Here is a 23,031-nt window from a genome sequence, read left to right on the forward strand (position 1 = left end):
ACTGTGTATCAACAGGAGTACCCCATGGCCCTGACCGCCCAGCAACTCACCATGCGTTTTGGCGAGCGCCAGCTGTTCGAGATTGACCAGCTCGCCATCGCACCGGGGGATGCCATCTGGCTGCACGGGGCCAACGGGGTGGGCAAGACCACTCTGCTCAAGATCCTGGCGGGGCTGCTTGCCCCCACCCGTGGCCACACCAATCTGCCGGGGCGCTGGCAACGACGGCTCAACCGGCTGCTCAAGCGGGATCTAGGGCCGGGCCGGGTCACCTATCTGCACCAGACTCCCTATCTGTTTGATCGCACCGTGCACGACAACGTGGCCTGGGCGCTGGATAAACAGCTCGGCAGCGAGATCCGGGTGTTCGAGGCGCTGCGCCGGGTCGAGCTGGAGGGGCTGGCGCGGGAGCACATCAGTATTTTGTCCGGCGGCGAACGGCAACGGCTGGCGATGGCCCGCGCCTGGGCGCTGCAACCGGCCTTTCTGCTGATGGATGAGCCCACCGCCAATCTGGACACACATTCGGTTGCCCTGATGGCCGCATTGGCGCAAGATCTGCGGGAACATGGCAGCGGCCTGGTGGTCATCAGCCACCAGAGCAACGGGTTGACCGACCTGTGCGAGCGGCAATGGACCCTCGCCCGTGGCCAGCTGCAAGAGACGACCCCTTTAAAAATCATCGAGCGACATGACTTCAAAAAGCGACAGCCACTCTGATCCCGTTGCCGTATCAGCAGTGATCCTGGCAGGAGGCCGCGCCACCCGGATGGGGGGCGAAGACAAGGGATGGGTAGCACTGGCGGGACGCCCCCTTATCGACCACGTTTTGGCGCGGCTGCGCCCCCAGGTGGATGAGGTGCTGATCAACGCCAACCGCAGTCAGCCCCGCTATCAAGCGCTGGCCCCGGTCATCAGCGATGACAACAACGACTATCTCGGCCCGCTGGCGGGCATGCAGGCAGGCCTTGCCGCCGCCCGTCACGACTGGGTGCTGTTTGTCCCCTGTGACGGCCCCGCCCTGCCAACGGATCTGATGAGCCGCTTTCGCGCCGCCCTGACCCCGGATACCGAGCTGGTGGTGGCCCACGACGGCGACTGGCTGCAACCCGTGGTGGCCCTGCTGCACAAATCCCTGCTCCCCTCCCTCACCACCGCGCTGGCCGATGGTGAGCGCAAGATCGATATCTGGTTTGCCCGCCACAATATGGCGGTGGTGAGCTTTGCCGATCAGCCGGATGCCTTTATCAATCTCAACAGCCCGGACGATCTGGCCGCCTACGAGGCCCGTCTGCTTGCCCCGGCTATCGACCCCCAACAAGGAGTCACCTCATGACCCCGGCCCCCACTCTTCCCCTGCTCGGCTTCGCCGCCTGGAGCGGCACCGGCAAGACCACCTTGCTGGAGCAGTTGATCCCCCTGCTGGTAGATCGCGGCCTGCGCATCGGGGTGCTCAAGCACGCCCACCACGACTTTGACATCGACCAGCCGGGCAAGGACAGCTACCGGCTACGTAAGGCCGGCGCCCAACAGATGATGGTGGCCTCCCGCCGCCGCCATGCGCGCATTACTGAAACAACGCACGGCGAGACCGAGCTGGCCGAAGCGGACTTTCGCCAGCTGCTGGCCAGCTTCGATCAAACCAGCCTCGACTTGCTCTTGGTCGAGGGGTTCAAGCATGAGCACTTCCCGAAAATCGAGCTGCACCGCGCCGAGATTGGCAAGCCGCTGCTCTTCCCCGAAGATGGCGACATCATCGCCCTGGCCAGCGATCAGCCGATCGAGATAAGCCTGCCCCGCCTCGATATCAACGATCTGGCGGCCATTGCCGACTTCGTCTGTAGCTGGCTTGACGGCTGCCAGACCAAGGAGCCGGAGGCGGGCAAGGGCTTTCTCTCGGTAGAAGCGGCCCGCAACGCCATTCTGGCGGCCATCACCCCCAACAACGCCTGCTCCGACAAGCCGCTGGACCAGTGCCACGGCGCCGTGCTGGCGGCCGATCTGGTAAGCCCCATCAATGTGCCGCCCCACGCCAACTCGGCAATGGACGGCATTGGCCTGCGCAGCGACGATCTCGTCGCCGGTCGCTGGCAGCTGGTGGGGGAAGTGCTGGCGGGCCAGCAGCGCCATGAAGCGGTGCTGGCCGGTCAGGCGGTGCAGATCATGACTGGCGCCCCGCTGCCCCCCGGGGTCGATACCGTGGTGATGCGGGAAGAGACGCTGATTGAAGGTGAGTGGGTCACCGTCACCGCCCCAGTCCGGGCGGGGCAAAATGTGCGCCTCGCCGGGGAAGATCTCGCCAGGGGCGCGGTCGCCATCCCGGCCGGTACCTGGCTTGGTGCCCCCCAGCTCGGGCTGGCGGCATCCCTCGGTCAAGCCAGTCTCACTGTGCGTACCCCGCTGAAAGTGGCACTGTTCAGTACCGGCGACGAAGTGCAGGCGCCGGGCGAGCAGCTCGCCCCCGGCCATATCTTCGACAGCAACCGCTTCACCCTGATGGCCCTGATCCGCGCCGCCGGTTGCGAGGTGATGGATCTTGGCATCATTCCCGATGACAAGGCCATCTTGCGCCAGCAGTTGGAGCAGGCCGCCGCCAGCGCCGATCTGGTGCTGAGCTCGGGCGGGGTCTCGGTGGGCAACGCCGACTTTATCAAGCTGGTGCTGGCAGAGCTCGGTCAGATCGATTTCTGGCGCATCCAGATGCGGCCGGGTCGCCCACTGGCCTTTGGCAAGCTGGGGCAGACCCCCTTCTTCGGTCTGCCGGGCAATCCGGTGGCGGCGATGATCTGCGTGCTGCAGTTTGTCGAGCCCGCCATCGCCCGCCTGCAAGGCCGGGTCTGGCAGCCGCTGCGCCTGTCAGCACTGGCGGATGAGAAGATGAAGAGCCGCCCGGGGCGCACCGAGTTTCTGCGCGGCATCTTCCATCAGGACCGTAACGGCCAACTGCGGGTGCGCACCACAGGGCCGCAAGGCTCCGGCATTCTGAGCTCGATGGCCGATGCCAACTGCCTGATCGAAATCGTGCCGGACCAACCCGGCATCGCCGTTGGCGAGCGGGTCTGGATCCACCCCTTGCAAGGACGACTGGCCTGAATCCCGACGGGGCGTCGGCCGGATGCACGGCGCCCCGTCACACACCTGATCGGCAACCTGATACGAGGCAAACTGTGCGTCTTGATGCCCCTCTCTCCCGACTCGATCTGCTGGTCTATGGCCACTACCGGATCGTCCATGGCCTGCGCATTGCGCTCGCCTTTATGCTCACCTTTTTGCTGACCCGGGAGCTGCAACTGCCGGAGAGCACCTGGCCGCTGATCACCCTGGTGGTGGTGATGGGGCCCATCTCGTTTTGGGGCAATGTGCTCTCCCGCGCCCTGCAGCGGGTGGTGGGCACCATCTTCGGCGCCGGTTGCGGGGTGGTAGCGCTTTATCTCGAGATCTACTCCATGCCGCTCACCCTGATCTGGTGCGGTTGCATCATGTTCCTCTGCGGCTATCTGGCACTCGGCAAGCGGCCCTATGTGGGGCTGCTGATCGGTATCACCCTTGGCATCACCATGGGAGCCATGCCGGGGGATATCAAGATGGCGCTGTGGCGCAGTGCTGATGTGATCCTCGGCTCCCTGCTGGCGCTGCTCTTTTGCAGCATCTATCCCCAGCGGGCCTACAGCCACTGGCGGCTGCAACTGCACCAGATCCTGCAACAGTCGGGGCGGCTCTATCACACCCACCTCTCCCCCAACGTGCTGGAGCGGCCACGGCTCAAACACAATCTCTCCCAGCTGCTGGCCCAGACCGGCAAACTACGGGCCCTGCTGGCCCCCGCGGCCAAGGAGAGTCGCCACAGTATCTCGCTGTTTGATGCGGTGCAGGTCACCATGCGCAACACCCTCTGTACCCTGGAGATGCTGGCCAACACCTACTGGAACGATCGCCAGAGTCACTTCCTGATGCAGAGCACCCGCGAGCTGCACACTTGCCATCAGGCCACCGAGGAGGTGATCAACCAGCTCGCCCTGATGATGCAAACCGGCGACGGGCGCGAGGCGGATGCCGCCATCGCCCGCCTGCAAGAGGTCGCGACTCAGGTTACCCTGCCGCCCAACACCGAGGCGGCCATCAATGGCTACCTCTGGCTCAACGTCCAGCTGACCGAGCAGCTCACCCACCTGCGCCGCCTGCTGGGGCTGATCCTCACCCCGCCCCATCGCAAGCAGCCGGACTAAAAACAATGCAAAACGCCCCGCAGTTGCGGGGCGTTTTGAGTACCAACCTGAGGATCGCAGCCGTTTACGCGGCGGTGCGGATCTGCTCAAGTTGATCCTGGGTCATGGTAGAGACCAGCTGACCATCGAAATAGATATCCAGCATCTCACCACGCTTCTCACCGCGCATCATGCCGATGCTGCCATCCAGATAATGCAGCTTCATTTCGGCGCTCTGTGCGTTGGGGTAGCTGATTTCTACTTCGCGCACACCCTGCGGCAGCATGGCCAACGGCACCTTTTTAAGGGCCGGGTCCAGATGCTGGTTCACCTTGATCACCGAGTTGGCACGCATGTCGACCAGCGCTGGCGACTTGCCAGTGATGACGTTTTTGCCAGTCCAGAATTCGATGGTATTGAATACGAACAGATCGCCAGTGGCCGCCAGACCATAGACAGGGGCGAGCAACACGAAGACCCCGGCACGGCCGTAGCGGTTATCCACCACGCTCAGGTTGCCCTTGGTGACCATGCCAGAAAGCCCCATCTGCCCCATACAGCCGCCCAGACCCATGCTCGCGACCATAACCAGCAGGGCCATTGCCCGCCCTTTCTGTTGTAATGCCATCTTGTTCTGTTCCTGCTCCAAAATTAATGAGGCGGCAAGCCTAATCAAGAGGTCAAACCAGAACAATTCACAATGGAGGGACGATACAGGAGGGGTTCAGATTCACATATCAAGTGCACAATAAATAAGCACCGATGGCGTAATAATCCAAACGGTGCCTTTACTCGACAGCCAATCCCATTCAAGAATCTATGGCCAAGTTGGAGACGGTTTCGGTGACACTGATGGCCCCCTGCTCAATCTGGGCCATCACACTGCTCACCTCGCTAATCTGCTCCTTGCCACGTAATGCTCTACTGGCAACTTCATCGATATTGCTGGTGATATGGGCGGTCAACTCGCGGTTTTTCTGCACCACTGCGGCAATCTCGCCGGTAGAGAGCGAGGTGCGAGCCGCCAGTTGCCGTACTTCGTCGGCCACCACCGCAAAACCACGGCCCTGATCTCCGGCCCGCGCGGCTTCAATGGCCGCATTCAATGCCAACAGGTTGGTCTGCTCTGCAATGCTGCTAATGGTGGAAACGATCGCCTCTATGCTTTTTGACTGCTCATTTAACTGACCAATCAAATCTGAGGTTTTGCTTACCTGCTCCGAAATCGCACTCGAGAGAGCGACCGAGGCATTGAGCAGATCAGCACCGGTCGATGCTGCCTGGGTGGTATCTTTAGAAATAGTGTGAGCGATACGGGCCGCTTCACTGACCGCCTGGGCCCGTTTGATCCGTTCCGTCACGTCACTGGCAAACTTGACCACTTTGATCACCTTGCCCGACTCATCCTTGATGGGGTTATAGGTTGCCTCCAGCCAGAGCTCGTTACCATGACTGTCCCGGCGTAAAAAAAGACCGGACTTGAGCTGGCCATGGGCCAAATCCTCCCAAAAATGGGGCTGTTCCCGATAAAAGCTGTCGTCACAAAACAGCTTGTGATGCTGTCCTTTGAGTTGTGATAACGAGTAACCAACGCAGGAGAGGAAATTCTGATTGGCAGTGATGATGTCACCTTTGGGGGTGAATTCGATAATGGCCAGCGAACGGTCGAGGGCTGAGGCGATGGCTTTCTGACGGCTGAGCTGGATGTAACTCTCGGTGATATCGGCGGCAATCTTGACCACTTTGATCACCTTGCCATCAACCTTGACCGGGAAGTAGGTCGCCTCTAACCACAACTCTCGCCCCTGCTTATCAAAACGCTGATAAATGCCGCTGTGGGTCTCGCCATGGTCCAGTTGCTGCCAAAACTGCGAGTAAGAGGTCGACTGCCCATAGTGGGCGTCGCAAAACATCCGATGGTGTTTGCCAACCACCTCCTGCTCGCTATAACCCACCACACTTAAAAACAGCGGATTAGCCTCGAGGATAACCCCTTGCGGGGTAAAACTGATGGTTGCCACCCCCTTTTTGACGGCATCAATAAAGGCGTGGGCCTGGGCCAACTGCGTTTGACATGCGAGTAATTCTGCTTTGATTTTAAAGTTAAACATCAGCCCAGCCTCCGGTAGATACCTGCAATTAGGTTACGTCTGTACCGATTTTAGACGAAAAATCTGATAGATAACGCTTACCACTTCCCCCCGGCCAGCAGGCGCATAAAAATCCTAATCACGTCGAGAAAAACAGGGGTTAGCGTGATAAAGATCACACTACTTTATTCTGGTTCACCACATAAAAATCCATCACCAGATAGGGATTAATTTATTGATATTACCCATAACAAACCTCCACCCATGCCACGAAAAGCCTCAATCATTTGTTTTTAAAAAGAAAAATAAATACCGACTGAAAATAGCGAGTCCTGCCTGAAAACGGGATCTGCATCACGTCGTGTTTTGCTGCGCACAAAAATCCAGTGATTAGCACATTTGTCCGATAGGGCAAGGGCGGACGAACCGCGATAATAGTCAGGTCATTTTTATCCAGTACGTCGATACGTACTCACGCATAGCTTCCGTCACCGGAAGCGGGGAGAGCGCCATGATCACCACCTTGATCAATGAACATCTGATCAACCTCGATTTGAAAGCGACGCGAAAGGAAGAGGTCTTCACCGAGATGGCCCGCCTGCTGGCATCGCAAGGCAGGGTCAGCGACGAGCAGGCCTTTATCAAGGATCTGTGGGCCCGCGAAGAGCTGGGTAACACCGGCTTTGAAGAGGGGGTGGCCCTGCCCCACGCCAAGAGCGCGGCGGTGAGCAACCCGGCGGTCGCCATCGGCATCAGCCGCAACGGCATCGAGTACGGCGCCGAAGATGGCAAGCCGTCCCACCTCTTTTTCATGATTGCCTCCCCTGATGGTGGCGCCAATCACCATATCGAGGTGCTGGCCGAGCTCTCCGGCAAGCTGATCGAAGAGGGCTTTATCGCCAAGCTGCTGGCGGCCAAAACCCCGGCCGATGCGCTGGCGCTGCTGCTGGCCAAGAAAGAGGAGCAGAGCGCTGCCCCGACCACCAGTAAGGGCTTCATCATCGGTGTCACCGGTTGCCCGGCCGGTATCGCCCACACCTATCTGGCGGCCGAGTCGCTGGAACGCGCCGCTCGCGAGCTGGGTTATGAGGTGAAGGTGGAGACCAACGGCTCCATCGGCGTCAAGAACAGCCCGACCGCGGACGAGATTGCCCGCGCCAGCGCCATCGTGGTGGCCTGTGACAAGCAGGTGGACATGGCCCGCTTCGCTGGCAAGCCGCTGATCAAGACCGGCGTCAAAGCCCCCATCAAGGATGGCAAGGGTCTGATTGAGCAGGCGCTGAAAGCCCCGGCCTATGTGGCTGGCAAAGAAGATAAAAAGGGTGAAGAGAAGAGCTCTGGCGGCAGTTCCGATCTCTATCGCTACCTGATGAACGGCGTCTCCCACATGATCCCGTTCGTGGTGACTGGCGGTCTGTTGATTGCGCTGGCACTGGCCATCGGCGGCAACCCGACCCCGAGCGGCATGCAGATCCCGGAAGGGAGCATGTGGAACCAGATCCTCAACGTGGGTGTGGCCGCCTTCACCCTGATGATCCCCATTCTGGCGGGCTATATCGCCTACGCCATCGGAGATCGTCCGGCGCTGGCACCGGGCTTTATCGGCGGCTGGATCGCCAACAACGGCAGCTTCTACGGCGCTGACGCCGGTACTGGCTTTATCGGTGCCATCATCGCAGGTCTGCTGGTCGGCTATCTGGTGCGCTGGATTGCCACCCGTCACTACCACAAGATGGTGCAGCCGCTGGTGCCGATCCTGATCGCCCCCATCGTCGGGTCGCTCTTTATCGCTGCGGTCTTTATCTTCATCATCGGCGCCCCGATTGCCGACATGATGACCGGCCTCAACGCCATGCTGCTCTCCATGAGCGGTGGCAGTCTGGTACTGCTGGGCATCGTGCTGGGGGGTATGGCCGGCTTTGACATGGGTGGCCCGGTCAACAAGGTGGCCTTCCTGTTCTCCGTCGGCATGATTGCCTCCGGTCAGACCCAGTTTATGGGAGCCATGGCTTGCGCCATCCCGGCCGCGCCCCTCGGCATGTCGCTGGCTACCGTGCTCGGTCGCAAGCTGGGTATCTTCGATGCCTCTGAAATCGAAGCAGGCAAAGCCGCCGGTGCCATGGGTCTGGTGGGTATCTCCGAAGGGGCGATTCCGTTCGCTGCCCGTGATCCGCTGGCCGTTATCCCGGCCAACATTCTGGGCAGCATGACCGCCGCTGTGATGGCCTTCCTGTTCGGCATCACCAACAGCGTCGCCCACGGCGGCCCCATCGTGGCCCTGCTGGGTGCGGTCAACAAGCCGCTGCTGGCGCTGCTCTGCATGGTCTGCGGTGCCATCGTCACCGGCATGGTAGCGGTAGCCCTGAAAAAACTGCGGGTCAAAAAGAGTGACGAGGTGACCCTGGCCAAGGCGGCCTGAGCCCCTCCTCGCCATCGCGGCTCGTAACGCATAAAAGGAGGCCACCCCACGGGGTGGCCTCTTGTTTTTTGCGGCGGCGGGCGGGCCGTTTCCCCGGCTCCCCCCCCCCACGAAACAGGGGTCGATAAGCCCCGCCTACCTCGCGCCTCTTATCACTTCTCTCTTCTCACTTCTCGCTTCGCCCTCCTCTCCTTGCTGCTCTCCCTCACGTCTTGCAACCAAGGGCGCGCACGGCGCGGCAAACTGGCTGAGATGGCAGCAATTTGGCGTTCACTGTGTGATGTTTCTCACGCTTTTTCCGCGAAAGCGCAAAAACTAGGAAAATTTCCTAGTGCCACTAGGGATGGCTCTCAAGCCATTTTCTGCCCCTCTGATTAGAGTCACCTCACCTGATGTCGTGACCCGCACCACGATGGGCAACCAGCCCCGTCATCCTGTGCCGGGCCCGGGTTTATATGGATGGAGAGTCGAGCGCAGCAACCGCTGGCAGCCCCTGACTTTCCGTTCCCCCTTCCGTGGCGTGACCTCGAACAATTTATCTACAAATGAGGGGCGCGACGGAAATACCGTCTATCTCGCAGAGGATGAACGAAGATGTTGAAATTGCTCCAACAGGTCCGGGTTCCGACCCTCGACCTGCCGGTCGAAGCCCGGCGCAAGCTCTGGTTCAAGCCTTTTATGCAATCTTATCTGGTTGTATTTATTGGCTATTTGACCATGTATCTGATCCGCAAGAACTTCAACATTGCGCAAAATGACATGATCCAGGAGTACGGTCTGTCGATGACCGAGCTTGGCATGATCGGCCTTGGTTTCTCCATCACCTACGGGGTGGGCAAGACAGTCGTCTCCTACTACGCCGATGGCAAGAACACCAAGCAGTTCCTGCCGCTGATGCTGATCCTCTCGGCGCTGTGCATGCTGGGCTTCAGTGCCAGCATGGGTGGCACCGGTTTTAGCCTCTACCTGATGATCTTCTTCTACGCAGCCAGTGGTTTCTTCCAGAGCTGTGGTGGCTCTTGCAGCTACTCCACTATCACCAAGTGGACCCCTCGCAACAAGCGCGGCACTTACCTCGGCATGTGGAACCTCTCCCACAACGTCGGCGGTGCCGGTGCGGCCGGTGTGGCGCTGTTCGGTGCCAACTACCTGTTTGATGGCAATGTGCTCGGCATGTTTATCTTCCCGTCCATCATCGCGCTGATCGTCGGCTTTATCGGCCTGCGTTTTGGTAGCGATTCACCGGAAGCCTATGGTCTGGGCAAGGTGGAAGAGCTGTTTGACGAAGTGGCGAGTGAAGAAGATATAGCCACCGAAGAGCAGCAGCTGACCAAGGGTCAGATCTTCGTCAAGTACGTGCTGCTGAACAAGGTGATCTGGCTGCTCTGCTTTGCCAACATCTTCCTCTACGTGGTGCGCATCGGTATCGACCAGTGGTCCACCGTCTACGCTCACCAGGAGCTGGGCTTCTCCAAAGAGGTGGCGATTCAGGGCTTTACCTTCTTTGAAGTGGGCGCACTGGTCGGCACCCTGATGTGGGGTTATCTCTCCGATCTGGCCAATGGCCGTCGTGGTCTGGTCGCTTGCGTCGCCTTGGCACTGATCATCGCCACTCTGGGTCTCTATCAGCATGCCACTACCCCGTTCATGTTCCTGGGTTCGCTGTTCTTGCTGGGCTTCCTGGTGTTTGGCCCACAACTGCTGATCGGCGTCGCCGCCGTGGGCTTCGTCCCCAAACTGGGCATCAGCGTAGCCGATGGGGTCAAGGGCACCTTTGCTTATCTGATCGGTGACAGCTTCGCCAAACTGGGTCTGGGCATGATTGCCGATGGCACCCCCATCTTCGGTCTGACCGGTTGGGCAGGCACCTTCGCCGCCCTCGACATGGCTGCTGCCGCCTGTCTGGTGCTGATGGCCTGTGTGGCTGTGGCCGAAGAGCGCAAGATCCGCCGCATCAAGCGCGAGCTGAAAGCCGCAGCGCTGGCCGCCCAGACCGCCTGATCCCCTTTAGATTGTCGCTAATTGCTCAGGGCCACCCACACCGGTGGCCCTTGTTGTTTGGCAAGGCCAGACACCCGACTGGCCCTATATCAGCCTGCCCTGCCGCTCAAGGGGCAGGCATATCCCTATCAAGATCTCACTTTTTGTATGGACATTTGGTAAAGCCAGCCCGCCAGCGCTATCTTGTTGCTCCCACTTGCCTGCATCACAGATATCTGATGAAGATCGTTGCCATCACCGCTTGCCCGACCGGTATTGCCCATACCTATATGGCTGCCGATGCCCTGCAAAAAGCTGCCACCACCCTGGGGCTCAAGATCAAGGTCGAAACTCAAGGCGCCATGGGCATGGAGAACATGCTGACCGCCCGGGATATTGCCAGCGCCGATCTGGTGCTGATTGCCTCCGATATCGAGATCGAGCAGAAAGATCGCTTTCTCGGCTGCGCCATCCATCAAGTGACCCTCGAGACAGTGCTGCTGGACGCCATGGGCGTACTCAAGGGATTGCCGATCCCGGCCTGATGCTGACCCGCGAGATCACCTTCTACTGCCAGCAGGGAATGAGCATCACCCAGGCCAAACAGTTGAACCGGCTGGCGGGGATGTTCAAATCCTCCATCTGTTGCGCCAACCTCACCCGGCGCCAGACTGTCATCGCCAGCAACCAGCTCTCTCTGCTGACCCTCGCCACCCAACCCGGCGACCTCTGCCAGTTGCAGATCGAAGGGTGCGATGCCGAGCTGGCCCACATGGCATTTACCTGCTGGTGCGGCGAACTGGGCCAACCGCTGGTGCGCCCGCTGACCGCCGCGCTGGCCGAATTGCGGCTGGCGAGCGCCCTGCCCGACTACCATTTTTCCCTGCGCCAGCTGGCCCACAGCCCCCATCCGCTGACCAAGGCCGAGGCCCTCGAGCACCTGATCGATCTGCTGCCCGCCGAGCTGGTCACCGACCGCACCAAACTGACCGCAGCGGTGGAGCGGCGCGAGCAGGTCTCTGCCACCATTATCCGCCCCGGCCTTGCCATGCCCCATGTATTGAGCGAAGGGATAAGCCAACCGGCGCTGAGTCTGCTCAACTGCGCAGAACCCATCGAGTGGGGCTCCCGGATTGGGCCGGTGCAGACCATCATTTTGCTGGCAGTACCGGTCGGCAGCGGACGGGAGACCCTGCGCCCCCTCACCCGACTGGCGCAGGCGATGATCGACGATGTGGTCAGCCACGCCCTGTTGCAGGCAGGCTCGGCTCCCGCCCGTCAGGCTATCGTGATTGAAAGCCTGCTGAGCTAAGCCGGTTTGCCCTCTCTTGCCAACTGAGCTGTTGCCAACTGAAGAGTCGGTCTGCGATCTTGCTCTCACTGCGGCCTCTGCCATTCATCCCGCCGTCAGCCCCCTGTGGTACACTCGCTGCCATCGACAGTCTGAAGTGTGTATCCGATGAAATCTCCCCGTTCCCGTCTCTCTCTCCCTGGCCGTCCGCCCCGTGATGGCGCCGCGCGCACCACCACAATGGCGCGCCCAGCAGCCCCCCGCAAACCTGAGCTGGCAGCAGCTGATCGCAAGCTGCTGCTGTTGAACAAGCCCTACATGGTGCTGTGCCAGTTTACCGACGAGGCGGGCCGGGAGACCCTCAAGGATTACATCAAAGAGCCCGGCATCTATGCCGCCGGTCGGCTCGATCGCGACAGCGAGGGATTGCTGCTGCTCACCAACGACGGCAAGCTGCAGGCGCGCCTCACCCAGCCGGGGGAGAAGACCCCCAAGACCTACTGGGTACAGGTGGAAGGCATCCCGAGCGAAGAGAAACTGGCCGCCCTGCGCGCCGGAGTGGAGCTCAATGACGGTATGACCCTGCCCGCCGGGGCGCGCATTATGGATGAACCTGCCGTGTGGCCGCGCAATCCGCCCATTCGCGAGCGCAAGGAGATCCCCACCCGCTGGCTGGAGATCAAAATTATCGAGGGGCGCAACCGGCAGGTGCGGCGGATGACCGCCCATATCGGCCACCCCACCTTGCGCCTGATTCGCTACGCCATCGGCGACTGGACCCTCGATGGTCTAGCACCCGGTGAGAGCCACAGCCTGCCCGCCCCCGAGCTGGCGCCAGCGTCGGCCAGCCGCCAGCGTCCGTCCTCACCGCGTTCTGGCACAAATGCCAAACCGGCAGGAGAGGCACCCCGGCGGGCAAACCAGCCGAAACGGGACGAGCGTCCCCGCAGCACTCATTCGACGGTAAGCTCAACTGCAAGCTCGACCGAGAGCCCGACTGGCAGCAAACCCCGCAGCAGCGGGCGCAGTACGGCACGCAGACCGGCCCGCGCGAGCAATCCCAATAGCAACGACAAGGAGTCATGATGAGCAATCAGGCAGAGCAATCGACCACCAGCCATGCCCGTATGGAGGCGCACCTGACGGTCGCCGCCGTGGTGCAGTGGCAGGGCCGCTTTCTGGTGGTGGAAGAAGAGATAAAGGGTCAGCGCCGCTTCAACCAGCCCGCCGGCCATGTGGAGCCGGGGGAAAACCTGCTTGAAGCGGCCTGCCGCGAACTGAAAGAGGAGACGGGGCTCACCGCCACGCCGACCGCCTGGCTTGGCACCTATCTGTTCAAACCGGCTGACAGCGAGGCCACCTTTGTCCGGACCGCATTGATCTTCGACCTTGAAAAAGCGCCCGGTCAGCACCATCCAGAGGATCCTGACGGCGATGTGCTGGCGTGCCACTGGCTCACTCTGGAGGAGATCGCCGAGTGCAAACCGGCCCTGCGCAGCCCCCTGGTATGGCAGTGCATTCAGGACTATCTGGCGGGTACACGGCTGCCGCTGTCGGCGCTCAAGGCCTTTATTTGAGGCCATTTGACACTCTTTTACGGCCGCGCTGGCCAATAACAGAAAAACGATTTCCTGCTGTCAGGCTCCTGATGGGAACTACCGCATGGAGATGTGACCGGGGGCGCAAAACTCTGGTAGAATACGCCCCGTTTAAACGAACTGGTAACTTCGACTAATGACAGACAACAGCCAAATCAAGGTGATCGTCGGCATGTCCGGCGGCGTGGATTCTTCCGTCTCGGCCTACTTGCTCCAGCAGCAGGGTTATCAGGTCGAAGGCTTGTTCATGAAGAACTGGGAAGAAGACGACACGGACGAGTACTGCTCTGCCGCCCAGGATTTGGCTGATGCCAAGGCCGTCTGCGACAAGCTGGGGATGAAACTCCACACCATCAACTTCGCGGCCGAGTACTGGGACAACGTGTTCGAGCACTTCCTCGAAGAGTACAAGGCTGGCCGTACGCCGAACCCGGATATCCTGTGCAACAAGGAGATCAAGTTCAAGGCGTTCCTCGAATTTGCCGCCGAAGAGCTGGGTGCCACCTACATCGCCACCGGCCACTATGTGCGCCGTGACGACAGCACCGGCCACCCGCGCCTGCTGCGTGGTCTCGACACCAACAAGGATCAGAGCTACTTCCTCTACACCTTGAGCGAAAGCCAAGTGGGTCAGAGCCTGTTCCCGGTGGGCGATCTGGAAAAACCGGAGGTGCGCCGCATCGCCGAGCAGCTCGATCTCATCACCGCCAAGAAGAAAGACTCCACCGGCATCTGCTTTATCGGTGAGCGCAAGTTCAAGGACTTCCTGGCCAAGTTCCTGCCCGCCCAGCCCGGCCCCATCGAAACCGTGGACGGCAAGGTGATCGGCGAGCATCAGGGCTTGATGTACCACACCCTGGGCCAACGCAAGGGGCTCGGCATCGGTGGTCGCAAAGATGCCACCGAAGAGGCCTGGTATGTGGTCGACAAAGAGGTCGAACGCAATGTGCTGGTGGTCGCTCAGGGCGAGCATCCCCGCCTCTACTCCGACGGCCTGATTGCCAGCCAGCTGCACTGGGTGGATCGTACTCCGATCCGCGAGCCGCGCCGCTGCACCGTCAAGACCCGCTACCGCCAGCAGGATATCCCCTGCCTGATCCAGCCCATCGACGATCTGACCATCCGGGTCATCTTCGACGAGAAACAGGCTGCGGTCACCCCGGGCCAATCCGCCGTCTTCTATGACGGGGAAGAGTGCCTGGGCGGTGGCATCATTGAGCAACGTTTCAGCCATCCGGTTTGAATCCTTAACACAAGGCAGCAGACGTGAGCGATAAATTCCAAGACAGAACAATGGCCTTTGCCGGCATCTGCCAGGCCGCCTTTCTGGTGCAGAAGGTGGCCCGTGACGGCAACTGCGACGAAGCCTCCCTGCGCGAGAGCCTCTCGAGCGTACTGGTGACCGATCCCAAGCAACCGCTGGAAGTGTTTGGCAGCCATCTGGCGATCCGCGACGGTTATCGCGCGCTGGTCGAACAGCTGGGAGCCGACGGCAGCCAGAAGAACGCCGAGCTGACCCGTTATGTGGTGAGCCTGATTGCGCTGGAGCGCAAGCTGGCCAAGCGCAAGGACATTCTCAATCTGCTGGGTGAGCGGATCAGCCAGATCGGCCGCCAGCAACAGCATTTCGATCTGCTGGATGAGCAGATCATGGCCAACATGGCGAGCATCTACAGCGATCTTATCAGCCCCATAGGGCCGCGCATTCAGGTGGCGGGTACCCCGCTGTTCCTGCAGCAGCCGCTGGTGCAGCACAAGGTGCGCGCCCTGCTGCTGGCGGGCATTCGTGCCTGCGTGCTGTGGCGTCAGCTCGGTGGCAGCCGCACCCAGATCATCTTCGCGCGCAAGAAGATGGTGGAGCTGGCCAAACGTTACTAATTCATCGGCTCGCGCGCGGGCAATCGAGGTCGACATCAGGGTGAACAGCCACACAGCGGCCTTGATGACGACTCCGGCCAACGCGCGAGTGGATACGGATCCCCCACACAAATCATCAGGAGTTCACCCCATGGAGCTGTCCGCGCTGACTGCTGTTTCCCCGATTGACGGTCGTTATGGCGACAAGGCCGATGCCCTGCGCCCTATCTTCTCCGAATTCGGCCTGCTGCGTTTTCGCGTCGAAGTCGAGGTGCGCTGGTTGCAAAAACTGGCCAGCCACGCCGGGATCCCGGAAGTCCCTGCCCTGAGCGCGGCCGCCAATGCCCTGCTCGATGGCATCGTCAGCAACTTCAACGAGAGTGACGCAGCCCGTATCAAACAGATCGAGCGCACCACCAACCATGATGTGAAAGCGGTGGAGTACTTCCTCAAAGAGCAGGTCGAAGTGACCCCTGAGCTGGCGGCTGTCAGCGAGTTCATCCACTTCGCCTGCACCTCGGAAGATATCAACAACAACTCCCACGGTCTGATGCTGAAAACCGCCCGCGAAGAGGTCATCAAGCCTTATTGCGAAAAGCTGATCAGCGAGCTCAAGCGTCTGGCTCATGAGTATCGTGACATGCCGCTGCTCTCCCGTACCCACGGTCAGCCGGCGACCCCGAGCACCATGGGCAAGGAGATGGCCAACGTCGCCTACCGTCTGGAGCGCCAGTACAAGCAGATCATGGCGGTGGAGATCCTCGGCAAGATCAACGGGGCGGTCGGCAACTACAACGCCCACATCAGCGCCTATCCGGACGTGGACTGGCACCAGTTCTCCGAGGAGTTCGTGACCTCCTTGGGCCTTTCCTGGAACCCCTACACCACCCAGATCGAACCGCACGACTACATTGCCGAGCTGTTCGACGCCATGGCCCGCTTCAACACCATCCTGATCGATTTTGACCGCGATGTGTGGGGTTACATCTCCTTGGGCCACTTCAAGCAGCGCACCATAGCTGGCGAAATTGGCTCCTCCACCATGCCGCACAAGGTCAACCCCATCGACTTCGAAAACTCCGAAGGCAATCTGGGTCTGGCCAACGCGGTGTTCCAGCATCTGGCCAGCAAGCTGCCCATCTCCCGCTGGCAGCGTGATCTGACCGACAGCACAGTGCTGCGCAACCTGGGTGTGGCAGTGGGTTACTCGCTGATCGCCTATCAGGCGACCCTCAAGGGTATCTCCAAGCTGGAAGCCAACGACGCCGCCATGGCCGCTGATCTGAACGCCAACTGGGAAGTGCTGGCTGAGCCGATCCAGACCGTAATGCGCCGCTACGGCATCGAGAAGCCCTACGAGAAGCTCAAAGAGCTGACCCGTGGTCGCCGCGTTGATGCCGAAGGGATGCGTACCTTTATCGACACCCTCGAACTGCCGGAAGCGGTTAAGGTGGAGCTGAAGAAGCTGACCCCGGCCAACTACATCGGTGACGCCCAGCGTCTGGTTGATCTGCTGAAATAAGCGGATAAGTAACACGACCGGGGCCCTGTGCATGATCTGCAACAGGGCCCCGGTTATTTTATGTGGCACCCTGTACACAGTGTGCAAGAGGGCTTGCCCGAGGCCGGCTGTCGCCTCTGGCAAGACCTCTCTTACCCTTTGCCGAACCCTTTGACGAGAAGATCTATGTACGAACTCAATCTGGACATCGCTCACTTCCTTGAGCACTACTGGCAGAAGCGCCCGCTCCTTATCAAGGGCGGCTTCAAAGACTTTCAGGATCCCATCAGCCCGGACGAGCTGGCAGGTCTGGCCATGGAAGAGGTGGTAGAGTCCCGCCTGGTTACCCGTTTTGATGGCAAGTGGGATGCTGCCCACGGCCCCTTCGAATCCTATGACCATCTGGGCGAAGAGAACTGGACCATTCTGGTACAGGCTTGCAACCATTGGGCCCCCGAGGTGAACGAGCTGGCGGTGCCGTTCCAGTTCATCCCCGGCTGGCGACTGGACGATGTGATGGTGAGCTTCTCCACCCCCCACGCAGGTGTCGGCCCCCACATCGATCACTACGATGTGTTTATCACCCAAGGGCTGGGCAAGCGTCACTGGCGGGTTGGCGATGCGCTGCCCCTCAACGAGTTTGCTGCCCACGCCGCCCTGCTGCACTGCGAGCCGTTCGAAGCGATCATCGACGTCATCATGGAGCCGGGCGATATCCTCTATATTCCGCCAGGATTCCCCCACGAAGGCTACGCCATCGAGCCCTCCATGAACTTCTCGGTCGGTTTCCGCGCGCCGGACGCCAAGGCGCTGATCTCCTCCTTTGCCGATCACCTGATCGACAACGAGGTGCGCACCGAACGTTACAGCGACCCGGACCTCAAGCCCCGTGCCCGTCACGGCGAGATCCAGTCTCATGAACTGCACCGTCTGCGCGAGCTGATGCAACAGGCCCTCGATGACGAGACCCTGTTCAAGGAGTGGTTCGGCGCCATGATCTCCGAGGCCAAGCACGATCTGGACGTCAATCCGGTCGAGCCGGACTACAGCGCCGAGGAAGTGGCCGACCTGCTGACCCAGGGCGAGCCTGCCATCAAGGTGCCGGGCCTGCGCAGCGTCTGGTTCAGCGGCGAGAGCCAGCAGTGCTATATCGACGGCGAAGCCTGGACTCTGCCGAGCGAAGATGCGGCTGCCATTTCGCTCTTGTGTGACAAAGACATCATCACCCAGGCAGATATGGTGGAGCTCGCCGATCAAGCTGGCTTCCTGCAACTGCTGACCCGTCTGGTCAATCGCGGTTACTGGTTCTTTAGCTGATCAGGCTGTGGTTGAACCATATGAAAGGCGCCTTTTAGCGCCTTTTTTGTTGCTCTGCAACTGTTCAATTAACAATCTATTCGCGAAGCTGAACCTACTCTTGATGAAGCGGCAAGTGGTGCTTTGTTGAACGAAACCGGCCACGTATCATGCGGCCGTTCCTGTTCAGAAGAGAAGAGCCACCATGCAGATCACCTCCCAGCCCATGCCACTGCCCGACTACAGCAAATACCCCTCCTACCCCGATGTGACACCCGAGCAGATCAATAAAGCCCGCAATGAAGCGTTGGCCAAAAAAGATGAGGTGAAGGCGCAGAGCGAGGAGCAGGCAACCGCCCGCAGAACCATGGCGGTCTCCTATACCGCCCACCAGCAGGATAAAGCGGCGATCAATCGTTACTTGCAAGCGAGCGGACAAGAGACTGGCGACAGCGCCGCCCCGAGCACCGGCGATATCTATCAGAGCGCCAATCGCTACCAGCGCCAGCAGAACCTGACCGGCTATCTGCAATTCCAGCAGAGCCCCCTCGGTCAACAGATGGGTAGTATGGTTGGTGAAGAAAAACGCAAAGGCTCCCAGCTGGATATCATGGCCTGACGGGAGAGACGGCCAGCATCGCCGACTTGAATGGCCATGCTCCGCTCAGCTCAGCTCCTCATGGCCAGCCCTGGGGTCATCGCAACTCCCGAAGAGCCGGCAGGCTCTTTGGGTTTGTCGCAAAAGTGTGATTTATTTCAAATAACAGCCTGTTGCGCCGTCTCGTTATTAGCTGGTTTTGGCAGAAGCATGCCATATGCGCAGTCACTAATGTGACTAACTATTCAGGCTTATTATGCGCCCTTTATCCCCCTTGGCTGACCCTGCCCGACCACTCGATAACGGGACTCACACATCAGGGGGGCATGGCAAATATGATCCGGATCAATATTCAGGCGTAATGCACCCTGCAGCGACGATTTGCCGGTTTTTCATCCCCTCTCTGACCCTCCTGTTTTTACCCCAAAAAGAGCCGCAAGGCGCACCGGCAGCCACAGCGGGATAGTGATCACTTACCTGCCACCCCTTTATGCAAATAAATGCGTTTTAGCGCCTTTAATTGCTTGTCAAGGGGGCATCACGAATGCAAAATACGCCGCCAATAAAGGACCGATGTTCACTGCGACATCGGTTTTTGTATTTTTGAAGTGCAGTACAAACCCACCACAAGAGGCCGGAACATTTCCGGAAGTGATATTCGAGATTGCCAAACAATCTCCCGACGTTGAGAGGATAACCATGGGGCGTTTTAATGCTTTCCTGCCGGTACAGCCCGGTATGCGCCACCCCGGCGCCCTTGATGTACAGGTGTGCGAATTCATCGTATCCCTGCGCTCGTTGCAAGCACGTGCTGCGGCACTGATTGAGGAGAAAGCGTAATGGCATCGCAAAACGCCAAGCTGCTCAAGACCCTTACCCTGACACAAGTGATTGTGATGGGTCTGGCCTATCTGACCCCCATGGCTGTGTTCGACACCTTCGCCATCGTCGGTGACATCACCGATGGCCGGGTCGCCACCGCCTATCTACTGGCACTGGGTGGCATCCTGCTCACCGCCCTCAGCTATGGTCATCTGGTACGCAAGTTCCCTTCTGCGGGTTCTGCCTACACCTATGCCCAGAAAGTATTCAACCCCTACGTCGGTTTCATGGTCGGCTGGTCATCCCTGCTCGACTACATGTTCATGCCGATGATCAACATTCTGCTGGCCAAGATCTATTTGACCGCCATGTTCCCGGGCGTCGAGCCCTGGATCTTCATCTTCGGTCTGGTGACCGTGATGACCTTGCTGAACCTGCGCGGCATCAATCTGGTGGCCAACTTCAACGGGCTGATCGTAGTGATCCAGCTCGCCATCATCACCCTCTTCATCGGCCTGATGGCATGGGGCATCTATCATGGTGAGGGCGCTGGCACCCTGATGAGCAGCCGTCCGTTCCACGTCGAGTCAGCCCAGATGGTGCCCCTCTTCACCGGTGCGACCATCCTCTGCTTCTCGTTCCTCGGCTTTGACGGTCTGAGCTCCCTCTCCGAAGAGACCCCGAACGCCGGCAAGGTGATCCCCAAGGCGATCGTGCTGACGGCCCTCATCGGCGGCATCATCTTCGTGGTGGTCTCCTACTGCCTGCAGCTCTACTTCCCGAGCCTTGCCCGCTTCCAGCATCCGGATGCGGTACTGCCGGAGATCGCCCTCTACGTTGGCGGTACCTTCTTCCAGTCGGTGGTACTGGTCTGCACCACGGTCGCGGTACTGGCCTCCGGCATGGCGGCTCACGCCGGTGTCTCGCGCATCCTCTACGTGATGGGTCGTGACCGGATGATCCCGGAGCGGGTGTTTGGCTACATCCACCCGAAATACCGCACCCCGGCCATCAACGTGTTGATGGTGGGCGGTCTGGCCCTCTCCGCCGTGTCGTTTGATCTGGATACCGCGCTGGCGCTGGTCAACTTCGGGGCGCTGGTGGCTTTCAGCTTCGTCAACCTGTCGGTGATCGGTCAGTTCTGGGTACGCGAGAAGCGCAACAAGACCCTCAAGGATCACGTGGTCTTCCTGCTGCTGCCGCTGCTCGGCGCTGCCACCATCGGCGCCCTGTGGATCAACCTGGAGCAGAGCTCCCTGGAGCTGGGGCTGATCTGGGCCGGTCTGGGTGTGACCTATCTGTTCCTGCGTCTGGCGGTGTTCCGCATCCCGTTCCGTCAGTACGAGGAAGCGGCTGACGCCTGATCCCGCGCGGATAAGGGATACACAGAAGGGGAGCCATGGCTCCCCTTCTGTTATTTCACCGGCGCTATCTCACCGAGTGACTGCCCTTACTCGCTACAGCGCGTCAGGGGAGAGCGTGATCAACTCTTGTTGATCACCGCAGTTGCTGCCGCCTTGAGCGGATCATTGGCAACCGCTTTAACATCCTTGTTCACTTGCTTGAGCTGATCTTGGGCCTTGTCGGCCTGGCGCTGGGTCGATTTAACGTCATCACGGGCACCTTGCACGCTGTCGCTCGCCTTGTCACGCAGATCGGCGGTGCCATTTTTCAGCTCATCCTTCGCCTTCTCTTTCTGCTGACGCATCAGCATCTCGGTATCACAACGCCCCTTGACGCCGACGGAGGCACCCATCGCCTCGTTCTTCAGCGCTTTGTCCAGATTACAATCCGGCTGCAGCACTGACTTGGCCTGCACACCGACTGACAACAACCCGAGGGAAAGAGAGAGAACCAATGCTCGCATCACGCTTATTACTCCACGACTAAAAAGAAACGCCGCAGCATAGCGTCCCGTGCCGGGATCACAAGCCTTATTGTGCCGATAGCCCCCGGGCGACCGGATAATCGTCCATATCCGTCACACCTTGTCGAAGAAGTTACCGAAAAAGCCCCCCTCCCCAGTCATAAAACCATCATAAAAGTGTCACTTTGTCATATTTCTGTCATTTACCACTGCTTAAATGCGCGGGTCATCAACTACCCAAGACGGAACGACCGTCCCAAGAGGCTTTATGCAACACCATCACGCTTTGTCACAGCCGCCCGCGACCCGCGCCCTGTTCAACTGGATGAGTGTCATCGTACTGGTCTACCTGATCCTGGTAGCCGTGGGCGCCATCTCCCACGGTTTCAAAGATTTCTCCGGCGGCGCCGAGGGCGCAGCCCAGATCTTCGCCTTTGCCAACAACCCCTTTGTCGCGCTGATGCTCGGCATTCTGGCCACCGCGCTGGTGCAATCCTCCAGCACCGTCACCTCGGTGATCGTCGGTCTGGTGGCGGGCGGCCTGCCCATCGGCATGGCCATCCCCATGGTGATGGGGGCCAATCTTGGCACCACCATCACCAATACCATCGTCTCCATGGGCCATATCCGGGATCGCGCCGAGTTCCGCCGCGCCTTCGCCGCCGCCACCGTGCACGACTTCTTCAACCTGCTGGCGGTGTTCATCTTCCTGCCGCTGGAGCTGATGTTCGGCCTGCTGCAACACAGCGCCGAGTGGCTGGCCAACCTGCTGGTGGGCTCCGCCAACATGTCGATGAAGGGGATGGATTTCATGAAGCCGCTGACCGCACCGGCCCAGCAGCTGATCGACAGCGCCGTTGCCTTGCTGCCGGGCAAGGGTGCCGCCATCGCCACCATCGTCATCGGTATCCTGCTGATCCTCGCCTGCGTCACCTGGCTCGGCAAAGTGTTGCAACAGGTGCTGGTTGGCCGTGCCAAAGAGCTGCTGCACAAGGCGCTGGGCCGTGGCCCGCTGACCGGTATCACCTCGGGTGCGCTGGTGACCATCATGGTGCAGTCTTCCTCCACCACCACCAGCCTGATGATCCCGCTGGCGGGCGGCGGGGTGTTCAGCACCCGTCAGCTCTACCCCTTCACGCTGGGGGCCAATATCGGCACCACCATCACCGCCCTGCTGGCTGCCACCGCCATCAGCGGAGCCGGTGCCCAGCTGGCCCTGACCATAGCGCTGGTACACGTGCTGTTCAACGTCTTCGCCGTGGTGCTCATCTATGGCATCCCCTTGCTGCGTGACCTGCCGGTACGCGCCGCCGAAGGGCTGGCCCGGGTTGGCAGCGAGAACAAGCTGCTGGCACTGGGTTATGTAGCGGGTCTCTTCTTCGCCCTGCCCGCCCTGATGATGGTGGCTGCCAAATAAGCGCTGCCGCCATGACAAGGGGCGAGTCACCGACTCGCCCCTTTTTACGTCTGCGTCACCCTGCTTTGCCTGCCCGCTCACATCCTCCCG

The 23,031-nt window shown here is 60.1% G+C and carries 21 protein-coding genes; 18 read left to right on the plus strand and 3 right to left on the minus strand.

The window, feature by feature from the left end:
- The first annotated feature begins 24 nt into the window (after window positions 1–24).
- From CF137_RS05255 to CF137_RS05270, 4 genes are all read left to right on the plus strand, one after another.
- On the plus strand, window positions 25–720 hold the full coding sequence (locus tag CF137_RS05255) for an energy-coupling factor ABC transporter ATP-binding protein (protein ID WP_101323983.1): 696 nt from the start codon (window positions 25–27) through the stop codon (window positions 718–720).
- The gene (gene mobA, locus CF137_RS05260) at window positions 692–1,336 is read left to right on the plus strand and encodes a molybdenum cofactor guanylyltransferase MobA (protein WP_139718268.1); all 645 of its coding nucleotides are present in this window, start codon (window positions 692–694) and stop codon (window positions 1,334–1,336) included. Before CF137_RS05255 ends, mobA begins: the two co-directional genes overlap by 29 nt.
- Window positions 1,333–3,093, plus strand: a complete 1,761-nt coding sequence (locus CF137_RS05265) for a bifunctional molybdopterin-guanine dinucleotide biosynthesis adaptor protein MobB/molybdopterin molybdotransferase MoeA (RefSeq protein WP_139718269.1) — start codon at window positions 1,333–1,335, stop codon at window positions 3,091–3,093. The genes mobA and CF137_RS05265 overlap by 4 nt, the downstream gene beginning before the upstream one ends.
- A gap of 74 nt (window positions 3,094–3,167) precedes the next feature.
- The gene (locus tag CF137_RS05270; RefSeq protein WP_139718270.1) at window positions 3,168–4,226 is read left to right on the plus strand and encodes an FUSC family protein; all 1,059 of its coding nucleotides are present in this window, start codon (window positions 3,168–3,170) and stop codon (window positions 4,224–4,226) included.
- Window positions 4,227–4,290: 64 nt separating this feature from the next.
- Here the strand turns inward: CF137_RS05270 and CF137_RS05275 are convergent, their stop codons facing one another.
- A complete protein-coding gene (locus CF137_RS05275; RefSeq protein ID WP_042020227.1) occupies window positions 4,291–4,833 on the minus strand; it encodes a DUF3332 domain-containing protein in 543 nt (180 codons plus the stop codon).
- A 181-nt stretch (window positions 4,834–5,014) separates the two neighbouring features.
- Window positions 5,015–6,316, minus strand: coding sequence for a methyl-accepting chemotaxis protein (locus tag CF137_RS05280; RefSeq protein WP_139718271.1), 1,302 nt, complete (start codon window positions 6,314–6,316; stop codon window positions 5,015–5,017).
- A gap of 490 nt (window positions 6,317–6,806) precedes the next feature.
- Between CF137_RS05280 and CF137_RS05285 the strand changes: the two genes are divergently transcribed.
- The 13 genes from CF137_RS05285 (at window position 6,807) to CF137_RS05345 (ending at window position 21,021) form a co-directional block, all read left to right on the plus strand.
- Window positions 6,807–8,714, plus strand: coding sequence for a PTS fructose transporter subunit IIABC (locus tag CF137_RS05285; protein ID WP_139718272.1), 1,908 nt, complete (start codon window positions 6,807–6,809; stop codon window positions 8,712–8,714).
- A gap of 594 nt (window positions 8,715–9,308) precedes the next feature.
- Window positions 9,309–10,715: a hexose-6-phosphate:phosphate antiporter gene (gene uhpT / locus CF137_RS05290; protein ID WP_139718273.1), complete on the plus strand. Its 1,407-nt coding sequence runs from the start codon at window positions 9,309–9,311 to the stop codon at window positions 10,713–10,715.
- A gap of 218 nt (window positions 10,716–10,933) precedes the next feature.
- Complete coding sequence (locus CF137_RS05295; RefSeq protein ID WP_042020223.1) at window positions 10,934–11,239, plus strand: PTS fructose transporter subunit IIB; 306 nt, start codon at window positions 10,934–10,936, stop codon at window positions 11,237–11,239.
- Entirely contained in the window at window positions 11,239–12,006 is a 768-nt protein-coding gene (locus tag CF137_RS05300) for a PTS sugar transporter subunit IIA (protein ID WP_139718274.1), read from the plus strand. The genes CF137_RS05295 and CF137_RS05300 overlap by 1 nt, the downstream gene beginning before the upstream one ends.
- 147 nt (window positions 12,007–12,153) lie before the next feature.
- Window positions 12,154–13,071: a pseudouridine synthase gene (locus CF137_RS05305; RefSeq protein WP_139718275.1), complete on the plus strand. Its 918-nt coding sequence runs from the start codon at window positions 12,154–12,156 to the stop codon at window positions 13,069–13,071.
- Window positions 13,071–13,562 (plus strand): NUDIX hydrolase, encoded by a 492-nt coding sequence (locus tag CF137_RS05310; RefSeq protein ID WP_162515855.1) that lies wholly within the window; start codon window positions 13,071–13,073, stop codon window positions 13,560–13,562. The genes CF137_RS05305 and CF137_RS05310 overlap by 1 nt, the downstream gene beginning before the upstream one ends.
- A gap of 157 nt (window positions 13,563–13,719) precedes the next feature.
- On the plus strand, window positions 13,720–14,826 hold the full coding sequence (gene mnmA / locus CF137_RS05315; protein ID WP_139426957.1) for a tRNA 2-thiouridine(34) synthase MnmA: 1,107 nt from the start codon (window positions 13,720–13,722) through the stop codon (window positions 14,824–14,826).
- A gap of 23 nt (window positions 14,827–14,849) precedes the next feature.
- A complete protein-coding gene (gene hflD, locus CF137_RS05320; protein ID WP_042020217.1) occupies window positions 14,850–15,461 on the plus strand; it encodes a high frequency lysogenization protein HflD in 612 nt (203 codons plus the stop codon).
- A gap of 130 nt (window positions 15,462–15,591) precedes the next feature.
- Window positions 15,592–16,962 (plus strand): adenylosuccinate lyase, encoded by a 1,371-nt coding sequence (purB, locus tag CF137_RS05325; RefSeq protein ID WP_139718276.1) that lies wholly within the window; start codon window positions 15,592–15,594, stop codon window positions 16,960–16,962.
- Window positions 16,963–17,127: 165 nt separating this feature from the next.
- Window positions 17,128–18,258 carry a ribosomal protein uL16 3-hydroxylase gene (locus tag CF137_RS05330; protein WP_042020215.1) on the plus strand — a complete coding sequence of 377 codons (1,131 nt, stop codon included), beginning with the start codon at window positions 17,128–17,130 and terminating at the stop codon, window positions 18,256–18,258.
- A gap of 184 nt (window positions 18,259–18,442) precedes the next feature.
- Complete coding sequence (locus CF137_RS05335) at window positions 18,443–18,856, plus strand: hypothetical protein (protein WP_101323972.1); 414 nt, start codon at window positions 18,443–18,445, stop codon at window positions 18,854–18,856.
- A 444-nt stretch (window positions 18,857–19,300) separates the two neighbouring features.
- Complete coding sequence (locus CF137_RS05340) at window positions 19,301–19,675, plus strand: hypothetical protein (RefSeq protein ID WP_139718277.1); 375 nt, start codon at window positions 19,301–19,303, stop codon at window positions 19,673–19,675.
- Entirely contained in the window at window positions 19,675–21,021 is a 1,347-nt protein-coding gene (locus CF137_RS05345) for an APC family permease (protein ID WP_101347604.1), read from the plus strand. Before CF137_RS05340 ends, CF137_RS05345 begins: the two co-directional genes overlap by 1 nt.
- 119 nt (window positions 21,022–21,140) lie before the next feature.
- Here the strand turns inward: CF137_RS05345 and CF137_RS05350 are convergent, their stop codons facing one another.
- Window positions 21,141–21,524, minus strand: coding sequence for a hypothetical protein (locus CF137_RS05350; protein WP_139426946.1), 384 nt, complete (start codon window positions 21,522–21,524; stop codon window positions 21,141–21,143).
- A 268-nt stretch (window positions 21,525–21,792) separates the two neighbouring features.
- Here CF137_RS05350 and CF137_RS05355 point away from each other — a divergent pair, with 268 nt between their 5' ends.
- Window positions 21,793–22,941 (plus strand): Na/Pi cotransporter family protein, encoded by a 1,149-nt coding sequence (locus CF137_RS05355; protein WP_139718278.1) that lies wholly within the window; start codon window positions 21,793–21,795, stop codon window positions 22,939–22,941.
- The last annotated feature ends 90 nt before the right edge of the window (window positions 22,942–23,031 follow it).

The sequence above is a fragment of the Aeromonas sobria genome (genome assembly GCF_006243315.1).
Taxonomy (GTDB): Bacteria; Pseudomonadota; Gammaproteobacteria; order Enterobacterales; family Aeromonadaceae; genus Aeromonas; species Aeromonas sobria_A.